This window comes from Streptomyces sp. NPDC006529, assembly GCF_040611795.1.
Classification (GTDB): domain Bacteria; phylum Actinomycetota; class Actinomycetes; order Streptomycetales; family Streptomycetaceae; genus Streptomyces.
In genome coordinates, this window is the sequence record NZ_JBEXPB010000047.1 from 19,756 (window position 1) to 41,102 (window position 21,347).

Annotated in this window: 20 protein-coding genes and 1 riboswitch; of the genes, 8 read left to right on the forward strand and 12 right to left on the reverse strand. The window is 71.6% G+C overall.

From position 1 onward, the window contains the following. Positions 1-23: 23 nt before the first annotated feature. The 4 genes from ABZY31_RS25960 to ABZY31_RS25975 form a co-directional block, all read right to left on the reverse strand. The gene (locus ABZY31_RS25960; protein ID WP_356414518.1) at positions 24-1,016 is read right to left on the reverse strand and encodes an ABC transporter permease; all 993 of its coding nucleotides are present in this window, start codon (positions 1,014-1,016) and stop codon (positions 24-26) included. A 546-nt stretch (positions 1,017-1,562) separates the two neighbouring features. Then, on the reverse strand, positions 1,563-2,303 hold the full coding sequence (locus ABZY31_RS25965) for an enhanced serine sensitivity protein SseB C-terminal domain-containing protein (RefSeq protein WP_356414521.1): 741 nt from the start codon (positions 2,301-2,303) through the stop codon (positions 1,563-1,565). A gap of 82 nt (positions 2,304-2,385) precedes the next feature. Beyond that, positions 2,386-3,120, reverse strand: coding sequence for an enhanced serine sensitivity protein SseB C-terminal domain-containing protein (locus tag ABZY31_RS25970; protein ID WP_356414524.1), 735 nt, complete (start codon positions 3,118-3,120; stop codon positions 2,386-2,388). Between the two features lie 61 nt (positions 3,121-3,181). Then, positions 3,182-3,922 (reverse strand): AAA family ATPase, encoded by a 741-nt coding sequence (locus ABZY31_RS25975; protein WP_356414527.1) that lies wholly within the window; start codon positions 3,920-3,922, stop codon positions 3,182-3,184. A gap of 199 nt (positions 3,923-4,121) precedes the next feature. After that, a riboswitch (glycine riboswitch) is annotated at positions 4,122-4,222 on the forward strand. 194 nt (positions 4,223-4,416) lie between these two features. Between ABZY31_RS25975 and gcvT the strand changes: the two genes are divergently transcribed. The 6 genes from gcvT (at position 4,417) to ABZY31_RS26005 (ending at position 10,242) form a co-directional block, all read left to right on the forward strand. Then, a complete protein-coding gene (gene gcvT / locus ABZY31_RS25980; protein ID WP_356414529.1) occupies positions 4,417-5,532 on the forward strand; it encodes a glycine cleavage system aminomethyltransferase GcvT in 1,116 nt (371 codons plus the stop codon). A gap of 127 nt (positions 5,533-5,659) precedes the next feature. Further along, positions 5,660-6,043 (forward strand): glycine cleavage system protein GcvH, encoded by a 384-nt coding sequence (gcvH, locus tag ABZY31_RS25985; RefSeq protein WP_356414531.1) that lies wholly within the window; start codon positions 5,660-5,662, stop codon positions 6,041-6,043. A gap of 17 nt (positions 6,044-6,060) precedes the next feature. Then, entirely contained in the window at positions 6,061-7,317 is a 1,257-nt protein-coding gene (gene glyA / locus ABZY31_RS25990) for a serine hydroxymethyltransferase (protein ID WP_356414534.1), read from the forward strand. Between the two features lie 238 nt (positions 7,318-7,555). Continuing rightward, on the forward strand, positions 7,556-8,938 hold the full coding sequence (locus ABZY31_RS25995) for an L-serine ammonia-lyase (RefSeq protein WP_356414537.1): 1,383 nt from the start codon (positions 7,556-7,558) through the stop codon (positions 8,936-8,938). 127 nt (positions 8,939-9,065) lie between these two features. Further along, positions 9,066-9,296 (forward strand): hypothetical protein, encoded by a 231-nt coding sequence (locus tag ABZY31_RS26000; protein WP_356414539.1) that lies wholly within the window; start codon positions 9,066-9,068, stop codon positions 9,294-9,296. 379 nt (positions 9,297-9,675) lie between these two features. After that, on the forward strand, positions 9,676-10,242 hold the full coding sequence (locus tag ABZY31_RS26005; protein WP_356414542.1) for a PadR family transcriptional regulator: 567 nt from the start codon (positions 9,676-9,678) through the stop codon (positions 10,240-10,242). A gap of 81 nt (positions 10,243-10,323) precedes the next feature. On the opposite strand, the gene ABZY31_RS26010 is transcribed toward ABZY31_RS26005, so the two are convergent. Next, on the reverse strand, positions 10,324-10,536 hold the full coding sequence (locus ABZY31_RS26010; RefSeq protein WP_356414545.1) for an EF-hand domain-containing protein: 213 nt from the start codon (positions 10,534-10,536) through the stop codon (positions 10,324-10,326). Positions 10,537-10,789: 253 nt separating this feature from the next. On the opposite strand from ABZY31_RS26010, the gene ABZY31_RS26015 reads away from it, so the two are divergent. Further along, on the forward strand, positions 10,790-11,551 hold the full coding sequence (locus ABZY31_RS26015) for a tRNA-dependent cyclodipeptide synthase (protein ID WP_356414548.1): 762 nt from the start codon (positions 10,790-10,792) through the stop codon (positions 11,549-11,551). After that, positions 11,532-12,764, forward strand: a complete 1,233-nt coding sequence (locus tag ABZY31_RS26020; RefSeq protein WP_356414551.1) for a cytochrome P450 — start codon at positions 11,532-11,534, stop codon at positions 12,762-12,764. Before ABZY31_RS26015 ends, ABZY31_RS26020 begins: the two co-directional genes overlap by 20 nt. 98 nt (positions 12,765-12,862) lie before the next feature. Here ABZY31_RS26020 and ABZY31_RS26025 read toward each other — a convergent pair whose 3' ends face one another. From ABZY31_RS26025 to ABZY31_RS26055, 7 genes are all read right to left on the reverse strand, one after another. Beyond that, positions 12,863-14,050 (reverse strand): hypothetical protein, encoded by a 1,188-nt coding sequence (locus ABZY31_RS26025; protein ID WP_356414554.1) that lies wholly within the window; start codon positions 14,048-14,050, stop codon positions 12,863-12,865. Next, on the reverse strand, positions 14,047-14,826 hold the full coding sequence (locus ABZY31_RS26030; RefSeq protein ID WP_356414557.1) for a polysaccharide deacetylase family protein: 780 nt from the start codon (positions 14,824-14,826) through the stop codon (positions 14,047-14,049). The genes ABZY31_RS26025 and ABZY31_RS26030 overlap by 4 nt, the downstream gene beginning before the upstream one ends. Before the next feature lie 390 nt (positions 14,827-15,216). Beyond that, the gene (locus ABZY31_RS26035) at positions 15,217-15,720 is read right to left on the reverse strand and encodes an ATP-binding protein (RefSeq protein WP_356414560.1); all 504 of its coding nucleotides are present in this window, start codon (positions 15,718-15,720) and stop codon (positions 15,217-15,219) included. Between the two features lie 264 nt (positions 15,721-15,984). Then, a complete protein-coding gene (locus ABZY31_RS26040; protein WP_356414563.1) occupies positions 15,985-16,752 on the reverse strand; it encodes an enoyl-CoA hydratase-related protein in 768 nt (255 codons plus the stop codon). A gap of 82 nt (positions 16,753-16,834) precedes the next feature. Continuing rightward, positions 16,835-18,061 (reverse strand): Ig-like domain-containing protein, encoded by a 1,227-nt coding sequence (locus tag ABZY31_RS26045; protein ID WP_356414596.1) that lies wholly within the window; start codon positions 18,059-18,061, stop codon positions 16,835-16,837. Positions 18,062-18,202: 141 nt separating this feature from the next. Further along, positions 18,203-18,937, reverse strand: a complete 735-nt coding sequence (locus tag ABZY31_RS26050; RefSeq protein ID WP_356414566.1) for a L,D-transpeptidase family protein — start codon at positions 18,935-18,937, stop codon at positions 18,203-18,205. Between the two features lie 148 nt (positions 18,938-19,085). Continuing rightward, the gene (locus ABZY31_RS26055; RefSeq protein ID WP_356414569.1) at positions 19,086-21,281 is read right to left on the reverse strand and encodes a choice-of-anchor A family protein; all 2,196 of its coding nucleotides are present in this window, start codon (positions 21,279-21,281) and stop codon (positions 19,086-19,088) included. Between the last annotated feature and the right edge of the window lie 66 nt (positions 21,282-21,347).

Sequence of the window (21,347 nt, forward strand, 5' to 3'; positions counted from 1 at the left end):
AGTGGATGAGTCGAGGACTCGGATCAGTTGCCCTTGGGGTCGAGCGCGTCGCGCAGACCGTCCCCGAAGAGGTTGAACGCCAGGACGGTGATGAAGATCGTCACCCCGGGGACCACCATGTACATGGGGTCGAACTGGTAGATGGGGACGGCGTCGGAGAGCATCTTTCCCCAGGACGCGGTGGGCGGTTTGACGCCCGCGCCGAGGAAGCTCAGGGCCGCTTCCGTCAGGATGTTGGTCGGGATGATCAGCGTCGAGTAGACGAGGATCGGCGCGACCAGGTTCGGCAGCAGCTCCTTGAACAGGATGTACACCCGTCCGGCGCCGAGGCTGCGGGCTGCCTCCACGTATTCGCGCTCGCGCAGCGAGATCGTCTGACCTCGCACGATGCGGCCGATGTAGGGCCAGCCGAAGAACCCGATCACCATGACCAGCACGCCCATGCGGACGCCCGAACCCTCGAAGCCCCAGAGGGAGTTGGGCACCACGGACACGAGCGCGATGGTGAACAGCAGCTGCGGGAAGGCCAGCAGCAGGTCCATGACGCGGCTGATGACTCCGTCGATCCAGCCGCCGAGGAAGCCTGCCAGCGTGCCCAGCAGGCTGCCGAGGACCACGGAGACGATGGCCGCCAGGAAGGCGACGGTCAGGGAGATGCGGGCGCCGTAGACGATCCGGCTGAACACGTCGCGCCCGTTGGTGGGTTCGACGCCGAGCAGGAAGTCGGAGCTCATTCCGCCGTAGGAGCCGATCGGTGTGCCCAGGTTCGGGTCGATCAGGTCCTCGTGGAAGTCGTTGGGCGGGTGGCCCAGCAGGCTCACGATCTGCGGCGCGAACACCGCCACCAGGATCAGGAGGAGCACGACGATGCCGCCCGTGAGCGCGACTTTGTCGCGCTTGAGCCGCATCCAGGCGATGCGGCCGGGTGAGCGGCCTTCGATGGCCTTGGCTGGGACGTCGGCTACGGACACGGGAGCGGGTGTTTCCGCGCTCGTGTCATGCAGTGGTGCCGTCATCGTGGTGGGGACCCCTCTCGGCCGACGGGTGAGCCGGCCCATGCCCGCCGCTGTGGCGGCGTTGGTGCGGAGTGGCGCTCGGAGAGCGTGGGAGGTGCGGGAAGTGCGGGAGGTGCGGGAGGTGCGTGGGACTGCGTTCGCTTCGGTGCGGTACTTCGGTGGCGCGTGCTGCGTGGTGCGTGAGGTGCAGGAACCGCAGGAAGTGCAAGGTGAAGTGCAGAGTGAAATGCAGATGCCGAGCCGGGTTCAGCAGGACTGACCGGCTCTTGGGTGGGGAGTCTTCATGGGGCCCTCGATCACCCGCCAGACCCGCAGATGAATGGATGCGCAACCGTGATGTGGCGAGCCGTGACCCGCTATCCGGACTGCACTGACTCCTCAGCGGAGCAAGACCGTACGTTCGGTACGCAAACGGACATGCAGCCCAACTGCCGTTTCCGGTGCGCTATTCGGGCACGGGCGGCCGGTCCGGCCGGACCGGCCGGGGCAGCGCGAAGGCCGCACGGAACGCGGTTCCGTGCGGCCCTGAGAGGTGTCCGGTGCGTGTCAGTAGGCCGGGGCCTGGCCCTCGCGGTCGTAGAACGGGCGCGCCTGGGCGCGCAGCCACATCGCGACCGGGTCGTGCTCGTCCGCGAGCGCGACCGTGCACACCGGCACGCCCTCGGGTACGGCCCCCACGGACTGGCGCATCATCTCGCGCACCGACTCCAGCGCGGGCGCGGAGGCGTCGTAGAGGTCCAGCCCGACGGCGAGGTAGGGCGACCCGATCACCGGCTGTACCCAGGCGCGGCGCAGCGAGCGCACGGCGGGCGTGCGGTGGGCGTGCTGGGTGAGCAGTCCGTAGAACTGCGGGAGTTCGATCGAAGGCTCGGACAGCCGCAGCGGCCCCGCCGGCATCCGGTCGAGGCCGGTGGCGATCCGGCGCAGGTCGGCCCATGGGATGCCCAGGCCACCGCCCTGGGCGTGCGGGTTCAGCCACAGGCCCCAGCGGTCGGGGTAGAGGGCGCGGGCCACGTCGCGGCCGGTGACCACCTCGTAGCCGCGGTTCCAGCCGCTGGCGGCCAGCTCCTGCGGCGAGGTCACGCACGGCGCGTATCCGAGGCCCTCGACCTCCATGCCGCCGTACTGGGCGTCCGGCGATCCGGGCTGCCCGTGCCACAGCAGCATCCAGAGCCTGCCCTCGGCCAGCCCCTGGAGGAGCTGCTCGTAGCTGTCGTAGCGCCCGGGTGTCACCTGGCGCAGCATGTGCTCGACCTGTCCGGCCGCGGCCGTGCCTGACGCACTCACCCGGTACCCCTCCTCGTCCGCCCGTCGTCCCCGCGCACCCCGCCGCGCGTGCGGCCGGGCCATGCGGACAGCTTAAGCGCGACTACGGCAGGTAGAACGGGCGCACGCGCTCACGGATCCAAACGGCCACCGGGTCCTCCACCGCGTCGAGCAGGATCAGCTGCACCGGCCAGGGCGGCCGGACCCGTCCCAGCGCCCGCCCCAGGGCGTCCATCGGCGCGTTGCGGTGCTCCGGCTCCCATCCCGTCAGGCGGACACCGACGTACAGCTGCGGTTCCCCGCCCTCGACGCTCGCCAGGCAGCGGTGGGCGGAGGCGACCACCCCGTCGGCCCGGAACTCCTCGGCCGCGGCGGCCAGGAAGTCCACCGGGTCCTGCTGCCAGTCGGGCTCGTACAGGCGGACCCGGCCGCCGGCGGCCGTGCCGTCCAGGGGGCTGCGCCCGGCGCGGCAGAGCAGGGCCACCGCGGGCGGCGGCAGCGGGACGCCGACGGCTCCCTCGGGGTTCACGGCGATGCCGAGCTGTGGGGGCAGGCCGCGGGCGAACGCGACGGCGGGGGCGACGGCGAAGTCCATGCCGGGGCCGACGCAGGCCCGGAACTGGGCCTCGGAGCTGTAGACGGGCACGTAGGCGGCGCCGCCGATGTCCATGGTGGGCAGGTCCAGGGCCGCCGAGCCGGGGCCGCCGCCCGCGGGGAGCGGTACCCAGACCTCGCTGCGGGCCAGGGTCTCCAGGATCCGCGGCCCGGCTCCCGGGTCGCCCATCGCCGTACCCAGGACCGCTTCCAGTTCGTTGGCCGGCCAGCCGCTGCCCTGCATGCCCGTGTCTCCCCGTGTCCGTGCCGGTCCCGTCACTGCGGGGGACCGGTCACCGCCGAGGCTAGTGCGTCGCGGGGCCCGCGCCGAAGCCGATCCGGGTCACCCGGGCCGCCGCCGCCCGGTCGAGCAGGACGGCGGAGGCGCAGCCCGCCGGGAGCCGGCCCGCTTCGGCCTCGCGCACCAGCCGGGCGACCGCGCCGCGGTGCCGGGCGAAGGCGTACGCCGACACGCCGCGCCCCCGGGCCGCCTGCCCGGCCAGGGCCTCCTCGGCGGTGGCGTCGAGCAGCACCAGGTGCAGGTCGCGGCCGCGGCGGCGGGCGGCCCCGGCGAGCAGCGCCCGGACCCAGGTCTGCGTGCCGCAGTCGTGGACGACGGCGGAGTCCCCCGAGCGCAGCACGCGCCACAGCCCCCAGTAGTGCGCGGCGCGCACCAGGGGCCGGTAGGCGGCGTAGGGCAGCGCGCGGGGCATCCGGTGCTCCCAGCGCTCGCGGGCGTCCTGGGAGTCGATGCCGCCGCCCGCGACGGCGCGCTTGATGAGGGTGCTCTTGCCGCCGCCGGGCAGGCCGGACACGACGACGATGTCGCCCTCGGCGAAGCGGAGGCGGGCCGGGCCGCCGCGGACCGGGCCCCGGCCGCGCAGGTCCCGTACGGCCGCCGGGGCCGCGGGTCCGGGGCCGGCGGTCTCCCGCGGCCGGCGCTCCGGCCGGCCCGCCGCGCCGCCCGCCGCCGCACGCGCTCCCGGCACCCGCGCCGCCACCGCTCCCGCCGCCGTCGTCCCCGCCGCCGCACCGAATCTGCGCACAGTGATCGCCTCCCCCGGATCGGGTCACCAGGACCCTTGCCCCCTGAGTGTAAAGAGACGGTAATGCGGTGGACATGGTTCCGGTCGGGTCGTCGGACCGGGTGCGGGTCCGGCGGCCCGATCCGGGGCCCGCACGCCCATGCGGGCCCCGGCCGTGCAATGATGTGCGCCATCTGGACCCAACTGCATAAAGGCCGCTTGAATCCGCGCGGGAGAGTCCCGGGAGTTGCTGCGCACCCCGGGCGCCGAAGGAGCAAGACCCTCCCTTGAATCTCTCAGGCCCCGTACCGCGTGGATGAGGCAGATCTGAAAAGCGAGTCCGTACCGCCCCTTGGGCGGTGCGCGCTCCACCCAAGGTGCAAGTCGGGGAACTTCGGTGCGAATCGAGGAACTCCCGGCGAACCTCTCAGGTTCCGATGACAGATGGGGAGGATCCTCCTCGTCATGTCATGTCGATGCCCTGTCGATGCCCCGGGACCTTGGGAGCCACACCCATGAGCACTGCCCCCCGCCTGACCGCCCTCGATGCGCTGCACCGTTCGCTCGGTGCGACCATGACCGACTTCGCGGGCTGGGACATGCCGCTGCGCTACGGCAGCGAGCGCGACGAGCACAACGCCGTCCGCACCCGGGCCGGCCTGTTCGACCTGTCCCACATGGGCGAGATCACGCTGACCGGCCCCGAGGCCGTCAAGGCCCTGGACCACGCGCTGGTCGGGAACATCTCCACGGTGGGCGTCGGCCGGGCCCGGTACACGCACATCTGCCGCGAGGACGGCGGCATCCTCGACGACCTGATCGTCTACCGCCTCGGCGAGAGCGAGTTCATGGTCGTCGCCAACGCCTCCAACGCCCAGGTCGTCCTCGACGCGATCACCGAGCGCGCCGCCGGCTTCGACGCCGAGGTCCGCGACGACCGCGACGCCTACGCCCTGCTCGCGGTCCAGGGACCGCAGTCCCCGGCCATCCTGAAGTCGCTCACCGACGCCGACCTGGACGGGCTGAAGTACTACGCCGGTCTGCCCGGCACGGTCGCCGGGGTGCCCGCGCTGATCGCGCGCACCGGTTACACCGGCGAGGACGGCTTCGAGCTGTTCGTCGCCCCCGAGCACGCCGTGGAGCTGTGGCAGGCGCTGACCAAGGCGGGCGAGGGTGCCGGCCTGATCCCGTGCGGTCTGTCCTGCCGCGACACGCTGCGCCTGGAGGCGGGCATGCCGCTGTACGGGCACGAGCTGACGACCGCGCTGACCCCCTTCGACGCGGGTCTGGGCCGGGTCGTGAAGTTCGAGAAGGAGGGCGACTTCGTCGGCCGCGCCGCCCTGGAGGCCGCCGCCGAGCGCGCCGCCTCCGCCGCCCCGCGCAAGCTGGTCGGCCTGATCGCCGAGGGCCGCCGCGTCCCGCGCGCCGGGTTCCCGGTCGTGGCCGGCGGCCAGGTCATCGGCGAGGTCACCTCGGGCGCCCCGTCCCCGACGCTGGGCAAGCCCATCGCGATGGCGTACGTCGACGCGTCGCACGCCGCACCGGGCACCTCCGGCGTCGGAGTGGACATTCGCGGTACGCATGAGCCGTACGAGGTCGTGGCCCTGCCCTTCTACAAGCGTCAGAAGTGACGCTTCCCCCCACCGGGAAGCCCGCAGCGCAGCCCGCGGAACACACGTCGGCGCACGGGGCACCGCACGTCCCACCCCGTGAGACCCCTGTCCATCAGCACTCCCCCGCATCCAGGAGAATCAGGTCATGAGCAACCCCCAGCAGCTGCGTTACAGCAAGGAGCACGAGTGGCTGTCGGACGCCGTGGACGGCGTCGCGACGGTCGGCATCACGGAGTTCGCGGCCAACGCGCTCGGTGACGTCGTCTACGCCCAGCTGCCCGAGGCGGGCGCCCAGGTGACCGCGGGCGAGACCTGCGGCGAGCTGGAGTCGACCAAGTCGGTCAGCGACCTGTACTCCCCCGTCACGGGCGAGATCGTCGAGTTCAACCAGGACGTCGTGGACGACCCTGCGCTGGTCAACACCGCTCCCTTCGAGGGTGGCTGGCTGTTCAAGGTGCGCATCACGGACGAGCCGGCCGACCTGCTCTCCGCCGAGGAGTACGCCGCGCTCACCCACTCCGACAACTGACACCCCAGGGGATCCTGATGTCTGTTCTCAACACCCCGCTGCACGAGCTCGACCCCGACGTCGCCGCCGCCGTCGACGCCGAGCTCGTGCGCCAGCAGTCCACCCTGGAAATGATCGCGTCGGAGAACTTCGCTCCGGTCGCCGTCATGGAGGCCCAGGGCTCGGTCCTGACCAACAAGTACGCCGAGGGCTACCCCGGCCGCCGCTACTACGGCGGCTGCGAGCACGTCGACGTGGTCGAGCAGATCGCGATCGACCGGATCAAGGCGCTGTTCGGCGCCGAGGCCGCGAACGTGCAGCCGCACTCCGGTGCGCAGGCCAACGCGGCCGCGATGTTCGCGCTGCTGAAGCCGGGCGACACGATCATGGGCCTGAACCTGGCCCACGGCGGTCACCTGACCCACGGCATGAAGATCAACTTCTCCGGCAAGCTCTACAACGTGGTCCCGTACCACGTCGACGAGACCGGCCGCGTGGACATGGCCGAGGTCGAGCGCCTCGCCAAGGAGTCCAAGCCGCAGATGATCGTCGCGGGCTGGTCCGCCTACCCGCGCCAGCTGGACTTCGCCGCCTTCCGCCGCATCGCGGACGAGGTCGGCGCGTACCTGATGGTCGACATGGCGCACTTCGCCGGTCTGGTCGCCGCGGGCCTGCACCCCAACCCGGTGCCGCACGCCCACGTCGTCACCACCACTACGCACAAGACCCTCGGCGGTCCGCGCGGTGGCGTGATCCTGTCCACGCAGGAACTGGCCAAGAAGATCAACTCCGCGGTCTTCCCGGGTCAGCAGGGCGGCCCGCTGGAGCACGTGATCGCGGCCAAGGCGGTCTCCTTCAAGGTCGCGGCCTCGCCCGAGTTCAAGGAGCGCCAGGAGCGCACCCTGGAGGGCGCGAAGATCATCGCCGAGCGCCTGGTGCGCGAGGACGTCACCAAGGTCGGCGTCTCGGTGCTGTCCGGCGGTACGGACGTCCACCTGGTCCTGGTCGACCTGCGCGACTCCGAGCTGGACGGCCAGCAGGCCGAGGACCGGCTGCACGAGATCGGCATCACGGTCAACCGGAACGCCATCCCGAACGACCCGCGGCCGCCGATGGTCACCTCGGGCCTGCGGATCGGCACCCCGGCCCTGGCCACGCGCGGTTTCGGCGCCGAGGACTTCACCGAGGTGGCCGAGATCATCGCCGCCGCGCTGAAGCCGGAGTTCGACGCCGAGGACCTCAAGGCGCGCGTGTCCGCGCTCGCCGCGAAGTTCCCGCTGTACCCGTCGCTCTAGGGAGCGCCCACGGAGGGCCCGGGCCTGTTTTCCACAGGACCGGGCCCTCTCGCGCGAACGGGGGGACGGGCGGGCGGGGGCGTGAGCTGTCACACGTCCGCCCGCCCGACCCCCGGGTGACGCGTCCGGCCGCTGAGCCGTTCACCTCACCGCGTTAAGCTCGGCTGTCGGACAAAATCCGAACAATCCGCCTCTCCTGCCCCCTCCACCCCACGAGCAGACAAGGGAGTCCGCCACCGTGGCCATCTCCGTCTTCGACCTTTTCTCCATCGGCATCGGTCCTTCCTCCTCCCACACGGTGGGCCCGATGCGCGCCGCACGCATGTTCGTGAACCGGCTGAAGAAGGACGGTGTCCTCGCCCAGACCTCCTCCGTACGGGCCGAGCTGTTCGGCTCGCTCGGCGCCACCGGGCACGGTCACGGCACCCCCAAGGCGGTCCTGCTGGGCCTGGAGGGCCACTCCCCCCGCTCCGTGAACGTGGAGAGCGCCGACGACGAGGTCGAGCGCATCCGCCGGACCGGCCGGCTGCGCCTGCTGGGCGCGGAGATAGGTGACGGCCACGAGATCGCCTTCGACGAGCCGAACCAGCTGATCCTGCACCGCCGCCGGTCGCTGCCGTACCACGCGAACGGCATGACCCTCTTCGCCTACGACGAGTCGGGCACCCCGCTGCTGGAGAAGACCTACTACTCGGTCGGCGGCGGCTTCGTCGTGGACGAGGACGCGGTCGGCGAGGACCGGATCAAGCTCGACGACACCGTGCTGAAGTACCCCTTCCGCTCCGGTGACGAGATGCTGCGCCTCGCCAAGGAGAGCGGCCTGTCGATCTCCTCGATGATGCTGGAGAACGAGAAGGCCTGGCGCACGGAGGAGGAGATCCGCGAGGGCCTCCTGGAGATCTGGCGCGTCATGCAGGCCTGCGTCGCGCGCGGCATGTCCCGCGAGGGCATCCTGCCGGGCGGCCTGCGGGTCAAGCGCCGCGCCGCGGGCACCGCGCGCCAGCTGCGCGCCGAGGGCGACCCGCAGGCGCACGCCATGGAGTGGGCGACGCTGTACGCGATGGCCGTCAACGAAGAGAACGCGGCGGGCGGCCGGGTCGTCACCGCGCCCACCAACGGCGCCGCGGGCATCATCCCGGCGGTCCTGCACTACTACATGAACTTCGTGCCGGGCGCGGACGAGGACGGCGTGGTCCGCTTCCTCCTGTCGGCCGGCGCGATCGGCATGCTGTTCAAGGAGAACGCCTCGATCTCCGGCGCCGAGGTCGGCTGCCAGGGCGAGGTCGGCTCGGCCTGCTCGATGGCGGCGGGCGCCCTCGCCGAGGTGCTGGGCGGCACCCCGGAGCAGGTGGAGAACGCGGCCGAGATCGGCATGGAGCACAACCTCGGGCTGACCTGCGACCCGGTCGGCGGCCTGGTGCAGATCCCCTGCATCGAGCGCAACGGCATGGCGGCCGTCAAGGCGGTCACCGCGGCGAAGATGGCGATGCGCGGCGACGGCACCCACAAGGTCTCCCTGGACAAGGTCATCAAGACCATGAAGGAGACCGGCGCCGACATGAAGGTGAAGTACAAGGAGACCGCGCGCGGCGGTCTCGCGGTCAACGTCATCGAGTGCTGACCGGTCCGGGGAGGGGCGCCGAGCCGGCGCCCCTCCCCGGACGCGCGGCGGATGCAACCGCGAGGCCGTATGGCGTGTCTTCACCAGTGACACTACTGTCCCCACATCCGAAGAATCGGGGGACGTCATGCGCCATCACCTCAACCGCATCCACCACCTCATACGCTCCGTCCGGGGCGGCGCCCGCCCCGGCTCCGCCCACCGGCGGCGGCTCTCCGCCGTCACCGCCGGGGTCCTGCTCACCGCCGGGTTCGGCCTGGCCGTCCCGGCCTCGGCATCCGCCGCGACGACGACGCTCGTGACCAACGCCCGCTGGGGCGGTCACTGCACCTACGACCGGATCGTCATCGACCTCTAGGGCTCCGTCCCCGGGGTCACCGTCACGCCCGTCTCCGAGCTGGTCTACGACGGCTCGGGCAAGCCGGTCCCGCTCGCCGGTTCGTACTTCCTGGCGATCCGGCTGCATCCGGCCGCCGCGCACGACGAGGCCGGGCAGTCCGTCTACACCGGCCCGAAGCTGCAGAAGATCTACCTCCCCAAGCTCAAGGGCCTGGCCTTCACCGGTGACTTCGAGGGGTACGTCTCCTTCGGCGCCGCCTTCGACACCGCGCCGCAGTTCACCACCTCCACGCTGCACTCCCCGGAGCGCTTCGTGGTCGACATCGCCCACCCGAACACCTGCTGAGGGGCGTTCACCTCGGGCGACCGGCAGCGACGTGCGAACCTAGGATGGCCGCATGTCGCTGCCGCATGCCATTCTCACCGCGCTGCTGGAGAAGCCCTCGTCGGGGCTGGAACTGACCCGGCGCTTCGACAAGTCGATCGGGTACTTCTGGTCGGCCACGCACCAGCAGATCTACCGGGAGCTGGGGCGGCTGGAGGAGACGGGGCTGATCCGGGCGCTGCCCGGCGAGCAGCCCGTGCGCGGCCGGCGCAAGGAGTACGAGGTCATGGCCGCCGGGAGCGCCGAGCTGGCGCGCTGGGTCGGGGAGAGCCAGGATCCCAAGCCCGTCCGGGATCCCCTGCTGCTGCGGGTCCGGGCGGCCGGGGTCGTCGGGGTGCGCGGGCTGGGGCCGGAGCTGCGGCGCCACCTGGAACTGCACCGGCGGCAGCTGGCGGAGTACGAGGCCATCGAGCAGCGGGACTTCCCGCCGGGCCGGGACGCCGACGAGGACCGGCTGCGGCGGCTGGTGCTGCACGGCGGACTCGGCCTGGAGACGTTCTGGCTGCGCTGGCTGGAGGAGGCCGTGGCCGAGGTCGACCGGCTGGCCGACCCGCCGCGGGAGGCGCCGGACGGCGGCTGAGGGGTGCTGGGCCGCCGGGACGGGCCCCTGCCGCGGCTGACGCGCCTCCGCCCCGGCAGTGGGGCGGAGGCGGGTGCGGGACTACTTGTTCAGGGAGGCCCAGAACTCGTCGAAGCTCAGCAGGCCGTCCTTGTTGGCGTCCTTGCTCGCGACGATCGCGTCAGCGACCGCACCGGTGACGTACGCGTCACCCATCGCCTTCATGGCCGCGCTGTACTCGTCGGCCGTGACGAAGCCGTCGCCGTCCGCGTCGAAGCGGCCGAACGTCGCCCGCGCGCTCTCGATGTCCGCCATGGGTCCACCCCTTCTTGGTGCTTGTTGACCGGCTCAGGGTAGCGGCCCCGGGAGCGGTCTCCCGCCGGGGGGCCCGATCGAGCGGTCGATAGAAATGCGATTACCCCGGAGTACGGCGGAAGCAATAATTCCGGCCAAGAAATCAAGCCCCCACTTGTCACGCTCCGGGATCACGGCATAACGTACCGGCATTGCCGCCACACCAGGAGCGCAGGGCTCCCAGGGACAAGCGGCAACAAGGGCGATCACACAGGTGACGATCACAGTTGACGCATCATTCGAAGTTCTGCCCTTCACCCGTACGTGCCGCCACATCTGGGAAGACGGCGACCATGTGCTGATCGGCGTGAGTCCTGGTAACAGCTACTTCACCGCCGAGCGCATCAGCAGCCTCTCCCGATGGGCCACGACCCGCTTCGCGCAGGTCGACTTCGTCTACGCGGATCTCCACGTGGACCGGATGTTCGCCGCCTTCGGCTACACCGCGGAGCACGCGGGCAAGCGTGCCGCCAAGGAGATCAAGGCGGTCCGGCGACGGATCCTGAAAGGCGTCGCGGAATCCGGCCCCCAGGACGCCGAGATCCGGGTGAGGGCACTCTCCGAATTCCAGGGCAACCCGGTATACGAGCTGCTGCACCGACGCGTGCTGCATTTTCTGGAAACAGATGATGAATTCCGCAAGGGGTGCGAGGAAATGGCACTCCACTTCGTCGGCTCGAAGCTCGCCGAGGGCGAATCCATCACCGATGAGCAGTTGCGGGTCTGTTTCGACTACATGGCCGCGGAACTGCCGTTCTTCCTCGACACCCCAAGCATTCTCGGAGTGCCGTCCTCCGTCGCGGCCTACCACGTCAAGATGCCGCTGACCGATGTCCTCTACGCACGCGGCGGGGGCCTGCGGGCGACCCGCAACCAGGCCTGCGCCGTCGTGCGGCCCGAGGCCGTCCCGAGCACCACGCACAGCGCACACACCGCACCGACCGAAGGGACCGTCGATGAGCGTCGAGCAGCTTGAGGGCGCGCAGGACGCGGCGGTCCTCGACTTCCCCCTCTCCCGGCGCGGGGACGTGCTGCCCGAGGAGTGCGGATGGCTGCGCGAGAAGGCGCCGGTCGCCCGGGTCCGTACCCTCACGGGCGACCCGGCCTGGCTGGTGAGCAGCTACGCCCTGGCCAAGCAGGTCCTGGAGGACGAGCGCTTCAGCCTCAAGGACACCGCGAACGCCGGGGCGCCCCGCCAATACGCGTTGACGATCCCCCCCGAGGTCGTCGACAACATGGGCAACATCAACAGCGCAGGGCTGCGCAACGCCGTCATGAAGGCGCTCAACCCGCGCCAGAAGGGACTCCAGGACTGGCTGGCCGCCACGGCCGGCGAGCTGATCGACCGGCTCGTCGCCGAAGGCGGCCCGGCCGACCTCCGGGCGGGGTTCGCCGACCCCTTCTCGGCGGCGCTGCACTGCCAGGTGCTGGGCGTGCCCTTCGCGGACCGGCGGCGGCTGATGTCGGGGCTGGACGTCGCGTTCATGACCGCGCGCGAACCCTTCGCCGACTCGGCCCTCAACTGGTACAAGGACGTCGGGTACTTCGCCGACGCACTGCGGGCGCAGCTCGCGCTGCCCGCCGAGGAGCGTACGGGGCTCCTCGGCCGGTTCGCGGAGCTGAGGGAGGCCGACCCGGAGTCGGCGCACCTGAGCGACGACATGTTCGCGACGGTGGCCGTCTCGCTCTTCGGCGCGGGCGCGGTCTCCACCTCGGCCTTCCTGGTGCTCGCGGTCCTCGCGCTGCTCCAGCGGCCCGAGCTGATCGGCTACCTGCGCGCCCACCCGGAGCGCATGGGCAAGGCGGTGGACGAGCTGCTGCGCTGGAACCTGTCGGTCGGGGACGGCCTGCCGCGGATCGCCCTGGCGGACGTGCGGCTGGGGGACGTGCTGGTCAGGGAGGGCGAGCTGGTCCTCGTCCTGCTGGAGGGCGCGAACTTCGACCCGGAGGCCTTCGAGCGCCCCGAGGAGCTGGACCTGGAGCGGGACTCGCCCAACGCCCACCTGGCCTTCGGCGCGGGGCGGCACTTCTGCCCGGCGTCGGCGCTGGGCCGCGCCCATGCCGAGATCGCGCTGTCGGTGCTGGTCGACCGGCTGCCGGCGCTGCGCCTCGCGGTGCCGACCGAGAACCTGGTGTGGCGCACGGGCTTCATCAAGCGGCTTCCGGAGCGGCTGCCGGTCGCCTGGTAGCCGCTGCGGGACGTGACGGTGCCCCGGGGATCGGCGGATCCCCGGGGCACCGTCATGCCGCGCCGCCGCCCCGCCCGGTCCTGCCGGGCGGCGCCGGGTCAGCGGAAGATGCCGGTGTGGCCGAGCGAGTAGCGGCCGGGCTGCGGGTAGACGGCCAGGCCGTGCGGGCCGCTGCCGACCGGGATGCGGGCGAGCTGGTGGCCGTCGGCCGTGTCGATCGCGTAGACCTCGGAGTTGTAGCGGCCCGAGAGCCACAGCACCTTGCCGTCGGCGGAGACGCCGCCCATGTCGGGGCTGCCGCCGTCGGGCAGGTCCCACTTCTTGGTGAGCCGGTTCTGCTTGAAGTCGAAGACCGAGATGCTGCCCTCGCCGCGGTTGGAGATGTACATCTCCCTGGAGTCACGGCTCACGTACAGGCCGTGGCAGCCCTTTCCGGTGGGCAGCAGCTTGGGGGTGTCGAAGGCATCGCCGCCGAGGACCCACATGCCGTGCGCCATCATGTCCGCGACGTAGAAGGTCTTTCCGTCCGGGGAGACCTTGACGTCCTGCGGCATCGCGCCCTCGAAAGGCAGTTTCTGCTGGCCGATGACCTCCATCTTCTCGGTGTCGACCTTGAGGAGTTCACCGGAGAACTCGCAGGAGACGATGAAGTACCGGCCGTCCGCCGAGAAGTCGGCGTGATTGACCCCGAAGCAGGTCACCGGGACGGTTTTGACGCGGTCCATGGTGTGCGGATCGCGGAAGACCAGCTCCTTGTCCATCGAGGCCATGACGATGGCGTACTTGCCGTTCGGCGTGAAGTAGAGGTTGTACGGGTCGTGCACCTCGACGGGCTTGCCCGCCTCCCCGGTGGCGGGGTCGATCGGGGTGAGCGTGTGCCCCCGGTTGTTGTTCACCCACAGGGTCTTCAGGTCCCAGGAGGGCACGACGTGCTGCGGCTGGACGCCTACCGGGATCGTCTCGATCACCTTGTACGTCGCCGGGTCGATGACGGACACCGTGTTGGAGCTGGTGTTCGGCACGTAGACGCGGGAGGGGAAGTTCTTGACGACGGGCGAGAGCTGGTTCGGCCGGTCGGCCGCGTACACGTCGTCGGGCGCGAGGAGCGGCGGCATTCCGGCCAGTCCGGGCGGGGCGGCCGGAACGGCCTTCACGGGGCGGGCCGGCCCGCGGGAGCCGAGCGCCTCGGGCTCGCCCTTGTCGGCCGCTCCGCAGCCCGCCAGGGCGGTGAGGGCCAGTGCGGCGAGCAGCACGGTGGCTTTCCGGGGAAGGCGGTGGGTCGTCATGAGGTCAGCAGCTCCGTGGTGGTCACCGCGCGCAGTTTGCGGCGCGCGAGGTCTTCGAGGAGGGGTGGCAGCGCGTCGACCGTGTCCGCGTAGCCGAAGTGCAGGCTCACCACCGATCCGCCGAGGATCGGCCCGGTGACGTTGCGGATGACGGCCGCGGCGCCGGGTGAGGTGAAGTCGAGGGAGTCCACGTCGTAGGAGAGGACGTGCGGGTATCCCGCCCGCTGGGCCAGGGTGCGCACCAGGGGGCTGGCGTACTGGGTCTGGGAGGGGCGGAACCAGGTGCCGATGGACCCGGTGAGCCGCTTGAGCCGCTGCGCGCACCCTGTGATCTCGGCGTACGCCTCCGCCTCGGGCAGGGCGTTGATCGCGAGGTGGCGCTGGGTGTGGTTGCCGAGTTCGTGCCCGCCGTCCAGGATCCGGCGGGCCAGCTCCGGGTGGGCGTCGAGCCAGCTGCCGATGGCGAGTACGGTCACCCGCGCCCCGGCCTTCTCCGCCTCCGCGAGGACCGCGCGGGCGATGGCGGGCTCGCCGTTCCCGTGGAAGGTGAGCGCCACCGCCGGGCTGTCCCGGGCCCCGTGGACGATCTCGACGGGCTGTCCGGGGAACCGGCGGGGGGCGGGGGCCGGGGCGTGCGCGGCGGCCGGTCGGGTGGCGGGGGGCGGCGCCGCGGGCGGGGCGGCGGGGCGGCCCGTCCCGCAGGCGGCGGTGAGGGCCCCGGCGGCGACCGCCGCTCCGGCGCGCAGGGCCGTACGACGGTCTGGGTAACAGAGCACCTGCCCATTTAAGGGGTGATTGGCCCGATAGGTAATGATTGACCCAATTCGGGATGGTGACCGAAGCGGGACCGAAGGGGGACTGTCCGCTATGTGATCAACGATTCACGCGGAGCGGTCGATATTTATTCACTGATTACGAGGTGAGTGGCCCACCTCACCTAGGATTTAGATAGAAAGTCTTAGGATATACACACTTATGTCCGAGTTGGGGGTTTTGGCGTTCGGCCCCTCGTCTGCCATAGTCGGAACCACGGCTTCCCCATTGACCCGAGCGAAGTCGCAGCCGAGGATCACACCCCCTTCGATCCTCGGCTCACCCATGAAGCCCCCGAAGCGCCGCACTACGGCGACAGGGGGCTTCTGCGTTGCCGGGAGCGGTCCGCGGCCTCAGCGGTCGAGGACCCGCATCTCGAACCAGGTGGTCTTGCCCCGCGGTAAGAGGTCGGCGCCCCAGCGGTCCGAGAGCTTGTCGACCAGGAAGAGCCCGCGGCCCGTGGTGTCCAGCTCGTGGACGGGCATCAGGCAGGGCAGCCCGCGCGAGGGGTCGCGCACCTCGATCCGGATCCAGCCGCGGCGGCGCAGCATCCGCAGACCGAAGGAGCGGGCGCCGGTGTGCCGGACCGCGTTGCCCACGAGCTCGGAGACGAGCAGCACGGCGTGTTCGGCGGTCTGCGGGGACAGCGCCCAGAGCCGGGACGCCACGTGCTGGGTGAGCCGGCGGGCGAGGGCCGCGGACTCCGGGAGCGAGGGCAGGGTCACCTCCCCGTCGGCCGGACTGCCGTACAACTCCACTGCTTTCAGGCCCTGTTCGTCCTCCAGAGCCGCCGTCGGTCGTACGGCGGGAGCGCTGCTGCGCTGCCGCGGCTGTTCCACACCCTCCAGGCCCGCCATGCGTCCATCATGAAGGGCCGAGCCCTCCCCCGGTGGGGTTCCGCGCGAAAACGCCCCCTCGGAATGCTTCATTCCGGAGGGCGTCCCGTCATATGCCGACGGCAAGCGGAGCGTGGTTACACGCTCCCCACCTGCGATGACTTACCGCTGCGAGATCATCACCCAGAGTCGATCTCCACAGGTTCTTAAGGTTCCCTTAAGGCCTGGCTAATCCACCCGCAGGGAGGACGCCGTACCGGGCGCCCCCCACCGCGGCCCGCGTGCTCAGCGGAACGTGGCCTTGCCCGGGCCCTCCTCGACGAAGCTGCGCATGCCGCGCTCGCGGTCCTCGGTCGCGAACAGCCCCGCGAACCAGTTGCGCTCGATGGTCAGGCCGGTGTCGATGTCCGCCTCCAGGCCGGCGTCCACGCACTCCTTGGCGGCGCGCAGGGCGATCGCCGGACCCTGGGCGAGCTTGGCGGCCCAGGCGTGCGCCTGCTCGTACACCTCGGCAGCGGGCACCACGCGGTCCACCAGGCCCAGCGCCAGGGCCTCTTCGGCCTTCACCATCCGCCCGGTGAAGATCAGGTCCTTGGCCTTGGAGGGACCGATCAGCCGGGACAGCCGCTGGGTGCCGCCCGCGCCCGGGATCAGGCCGAGCAGGATCTCGGGCTGGCCGAGCTTGGCGTTGTCGGCGGCGATCCGGTAGTCCGCGCACAGCGCCAGCTCGCAGCCGCCACCCAGGGCGTAGCCGGTGACGGCCGCGACGACGGGCTTGGGGATCCGCGCGACGGCGGTGAAGGAGTCCTGCAGGGCGCGGGACCGGGCGATCATCGCCGCGTGGTCCATCACCTGCATCTCCTTGATGTCGGCGCCCGCGGCGAACACCTTCTCGCCGCCGTAGAGGATCACCGCGCGCACGTCCGCGCGGTCCGTCGCCTCGGCCGCCAGCTCGCGCAGGCGGTCCTGGGTGGCGACGTCCAGGGCGTTCATGGGCGGACGGTCCAGGCGGATGGTGCCGACGCCTGCCGAGACTTCGAGAGTGAGGGTCATACGGCGAAGGTTAGCGGGGGTTAACGAGGAGTGGCCCGGTGCCGTGGATCACAGCACCGGGCCACTCCTCATTCCGTACGCGCTACTTGATCCACTCCGCCCAGTCCATGTTCCAGCCGTTGAGGCCGTTGTCCGGAGCGATCTGCTTGTCCTTGGAGTTCTTCACGATCACCACGTCACCGATCAGCGACTCGTTGAAGAACCACGCGGCCGGCATGTCGTCGTCACCGGCGCCGCGGGCGTCGCGCAGGCCCACGCAGCCGTGGCTCACGTTCTCCGAGCCGAAGGTGTCCGAGGAGGCCCAGTAGTTGCCGTGCACGAAGGTGCCGGAGTTCGACAGGCGCATCGCGTGCGGGACGTCGGAGATGTCGTACTCGCCGCCGAAGCCGACGGTGGCACCGTTCATCCGCGTCACCTTGTACTTCTCGCTGATGACCATCTGCCCGTTGTACGTGGTCGTCGCCGGGGCGCCCGCGGTGATCGGGACGTCCTTGAGGACCACGTTGTCCCGCACGACCTGCATCTGGTGGGCGCTCGCGTCGACCGTGGTGACCTGGGAGCGGCCGACCTTGAAGGAGACGGTGCGGGTCTGCTTGCCGTAGACGCCGGGGCGGCCCTCGACGCCGTCCAGGGCGATCTTGACGGTGACCTTGGTGCCCGCCGCCCAGTACTTCTCGGGGCGGAAGTCGAGCCGGTCGTTGCCGAACCAGTGGCCCTCGACCGGCACCGGCGGCTCGGCGGTCACCGTGATGGCCTTCTCCACGGCCTCGGGATGGGTGATCCCGCGGCTGAAGTTGATCGAGACCGGCATGCCCACACCGACGGTGTCGCCGTCCTCGGGCAGGTAGTGGCCGACGAAGGTGTTCGTCGGGGTGAGCGTCGTGAAGGCGATGTCCTTCGCGGACTCGCGCCCGGCGCCGTCCTTGGCGACCGCGTGCACCTTGTACTCGGTGGCCGAGCCGAGGTTGCGGGCGGGCTCCCAACTGGCGCCGTCCGGGGCCATCTTGCCCTCGACCGCGTTGCCCTTCGTATCGGCGACCGTCACCGTGGTGAGCTTGCCGCCGGTGCTGGTTATCTTCAGGACGCCGCTGGTCGCGACCTCCTTGGCACCGTCGTCCGGCTTTATGGTGACCGTCGCCTGCGAGGCCTCGGTACCCGTCCTGCCGTTCGCGCCGCCGCCCTTGCCGTTGTCCCCGCCGCCGCCTCCGGTGGTGTCGCCCGCGCCGCTGCACCCGGTGGTGAGCAGCAGGGCCGCCCCGAGCAGCAGGGCCGGCAGGCCGGTGCGGAAGCGGCCGCGAATCGGCTGCAGGTTCACTCTTGTTCTCCCCCATGTCCCCGACGCGCGGACAGTCGCGCGCTGGGCGAAATGGAATCACACGGCGGGACGGGATGAGGAAACGGATGTGTCACCGTTCCGTCCCAAACGCCTGTGAACAGGGAAAAGGAGCGGTCAGTCCTCGGTGCCGGGCTTGGTGCCCCAGACGTAGACGGCGTCGCCCTCGGTCAGCAGGTCCCACAGGCGGGCCGCGTCGGGGACGGTGAGGTTCACGCAGCCCGCCGAGCCGCTGTAGTTGTAGAGGTTCCCGCGGTGGCCGTGGATGGCCTGCCCCTCGTCGAAGAACTGGGCGTACGGCATGGGGGCGTTGTCGTACAGGGTGGAGTGGTGGTCCTCGCTGCGCCAGTACACCTCGTGCCAGCCGGGCCGCGTCTCCTCGCTGTCGCGGCCGGTGCGGATCGGGACGGGCGCGAAGACGACCTCGGTGTCGCGCTGCACCCACAGCAGCTGGCGGTCCATGTCCACGCAGGTGACGCGGTGCGGGCGGACCGGGCAGCGGCCCTGCGCGTTGGGGTCGGGCCGGGCCTGGACGGCGACCATCGTGCGGTAGGTCCCGAGGTCCGGGTAGCCGTCGGCGGGCCGCAGCCGCTGGGCCCGCTGGAAGGTGCGGATGGCGGCGCAGTCCGCCGGGCTCTGGACGCCGTCGACCGGCCGGTGCAGGTACGCCTCCAGCTCGCGCTGGTAGGGGCCGGTGCGGGCGGTGCAGGGAGCCTCGGGCGCGCCCTGCGCGACCGGGAAGGCGACGGCCGCCGCCTCCGGGGGGTGCTCCGTGACCGGGGGCCGGGCCGGGCCGGCCAGGGCCAGCACCGCGGCCAGTGCGGCCGCCCCGCGTATCGCGCCTGTCGCCATGCCGCCTCCTGACCCCGCCGGCCCGCGGGCCGGGCTCGCAGTGCCAGCCAACCCCGGCGGGCCCGTCCCGGCGCGCGCGGATGCGCCGATGCGGTGACGGGGTCACCCCACCGGCGCATCCGGGAGCCGTCCGGCCGCCCGCTCCGGGTCAGCCGCGCGGGCTCCGGCGGTCCGGGCCGCGGCCCTTGCCGCCGTCGCCCTTGCCGTGGTGGTCGCGCGCGTTGGTCAGCCGCTGGACGTACACGTGGTCCGGGGTCCGCCCGTCCACGTGGAGCGGGCCGGTCACCCGGTTCCGGGGCACCTTGTACCCCTCGGGGACGTCCGTCTCCACGAGGTAGTAGTAGCCGTCGGAGAGCCGCGGGAAGGTGCAGACGCCGTCGCGGTCGGTGGCGCAGCCTTCGGTGACCCGCCGGTCGGCGTTGATGCCGCGGTGCTGGAGGCCCTTGGTGCCGTTGGTCTCCTTCCAGACCTCGAACACCGCGCCGCGCAGCGGCCGCCCGGTCTTCTCGTCCAGCTTCACGACCTTGATCGTGCCGGTGTGCGGGTCGGGCACCCTGCGGTTCGGGACGTTGACGACGAGGCCGTCCTTGACGTCCCCCTCGTCCGGGGCGAAGGCGGTGACCGGCTCGGCGGGCCGCTCGTAGCCTTCGGGCGTCCCGGTCTCGCGCCAGTAGTAGGTGGCGCCGACGGGCAGCTCGACGGTGCAGCCGCCCTGGGCGTCGGTGACGCACTCACCGGGCAGCCTGGTGTCGGGTCCGGTGCCCTGGGCGGCCGTGGTCTGGAGGTCCCGGCGTCCGTTGGTCTCCTTCCACAGCTCGAACCGCGCGCCGCGCAGGGGCGCGCCGCCGTCCTCGTCGGTCTTCCGCAGCACCACCTTGACGGTGGCGGGCGGTACCGCTTCCTTCTCGTTGACCGCGGTGACCCGGACGCCGTCCTGCGCGTTCTGCGGGGTCAGCCGGACCGGGTGGACCGGGTTCGCGGGCAGCAGGTAGCCGGCCGGCGCGGCCGTCTCGCGCCAGTAGTACGTGCCCAGCGGGCCGGTGTGCTCGCACAGCCCGGTGCTCGTGGTCACGCATTCCTCGACCTTGGTGTCGGCGTCCGGGCCGGTGAACTGGGCGCCCGGGCGGCCGTTGGTCTCGTGCCACAGCTCGAACGCCGCGCCGGCCAGGGGCTTGCCGTCGGCGTCCTGCTTGAGGACGGAGGTCGCGCCGCGCACCACCGGGGGCGCGCAGTCCGGCAGGTCGCCGTCGAAGGGATAGGCGTGGAACTCCTGACCGCCGCCCCCGCCCCGGATCCCGGTGTGCGTGAGGTCGCCGGTGGTGAAGAACCGGCCGTTCATGCCGGGCAGGGTGACCTCGGTGGCCGAGGCCTGCGCGCCGACCAGCACACTGCCCTGAAACTGGCCGCTGCCGTTCAGGTGCACGGCGGTGGCGTCGGGGAAGTTCCACAGCAGCCGGGTGCGCAGCGCGTTCCACGCGTCGGCGCCCGGGCCGGTGTCGTTGATGCTGCCGCTGAAGGTGCTGATGGTCCGGGTCGTGCCGTACACGTTGACGAGCACGGTGGCGCCCGCCGGGATCCGCGCGAAGCGGACGCCGATCGCGCCGTTGTTACGTCCGACCAGGTCGGCGTCGACCTCGAAGACCTGGAGGGCCGAGGTGTCGTCGCCGGTGAAGACGAAGGTGCCGTTCTGATTGCGGACGGTGCCGGTGGCGGGACGGCGCTGCCCGCCGGGGTGCGCGTAACAGGTACTGGCGGCGGTGAGCCGGTCGCGCAGCGGGGCGTACGGGGTCGCGGCGGCCGGGTCCTGGACCGTCGGGCCGGTGATGGTGCCGGGGCCGGGCGCGGCGCCCGCATGCCGCACCACGCCGCCGTCCGAGATCAGCCGCTCGCCCGCGGCGATGTGCACGTCCCGGCCGGTGGTGAGGAAGTCGGCGCCGACCGGCGGCGGGACGAGGGAACCGGCCCCGACGACGCCGATGTTGTACGCGCTGCTCGCCCCGGCCGCCTTGTCCTGGTCGAAGGTGCCGAGGACGACGACCCGGCCCTCCGCCTCGGCGGCGCGCTCGCGGACCAGGAAGTCGCCGCCGACGAAGATGTTGACGCCGTTGTCGCGGCCCTTGGCGACGCCGTCGACACCGATGGGCGGGTACGGGTCCGGACAGTCGCCCGGTACGCACGGACCCAGCCCGCCCGGCAGTGGTGCCCGCACGGCGGCCGACGGGCGCTCGCCCGCGGCGCCGCCGGAGCCCCCGGAACCGCCGGGTCCGGCCGCCAGGGCCGTGGGCGCCCCGGCGGCCAGTACGGCCCCGATCGCGAGCCCGAGGGTCCACTTCCTTGCTGACATGACGCTCCGTCCGTTGCTGCCGCTGTCGGCGCTGTGTGCGCTGACAGGCTGGACGCGGGGTCCGGC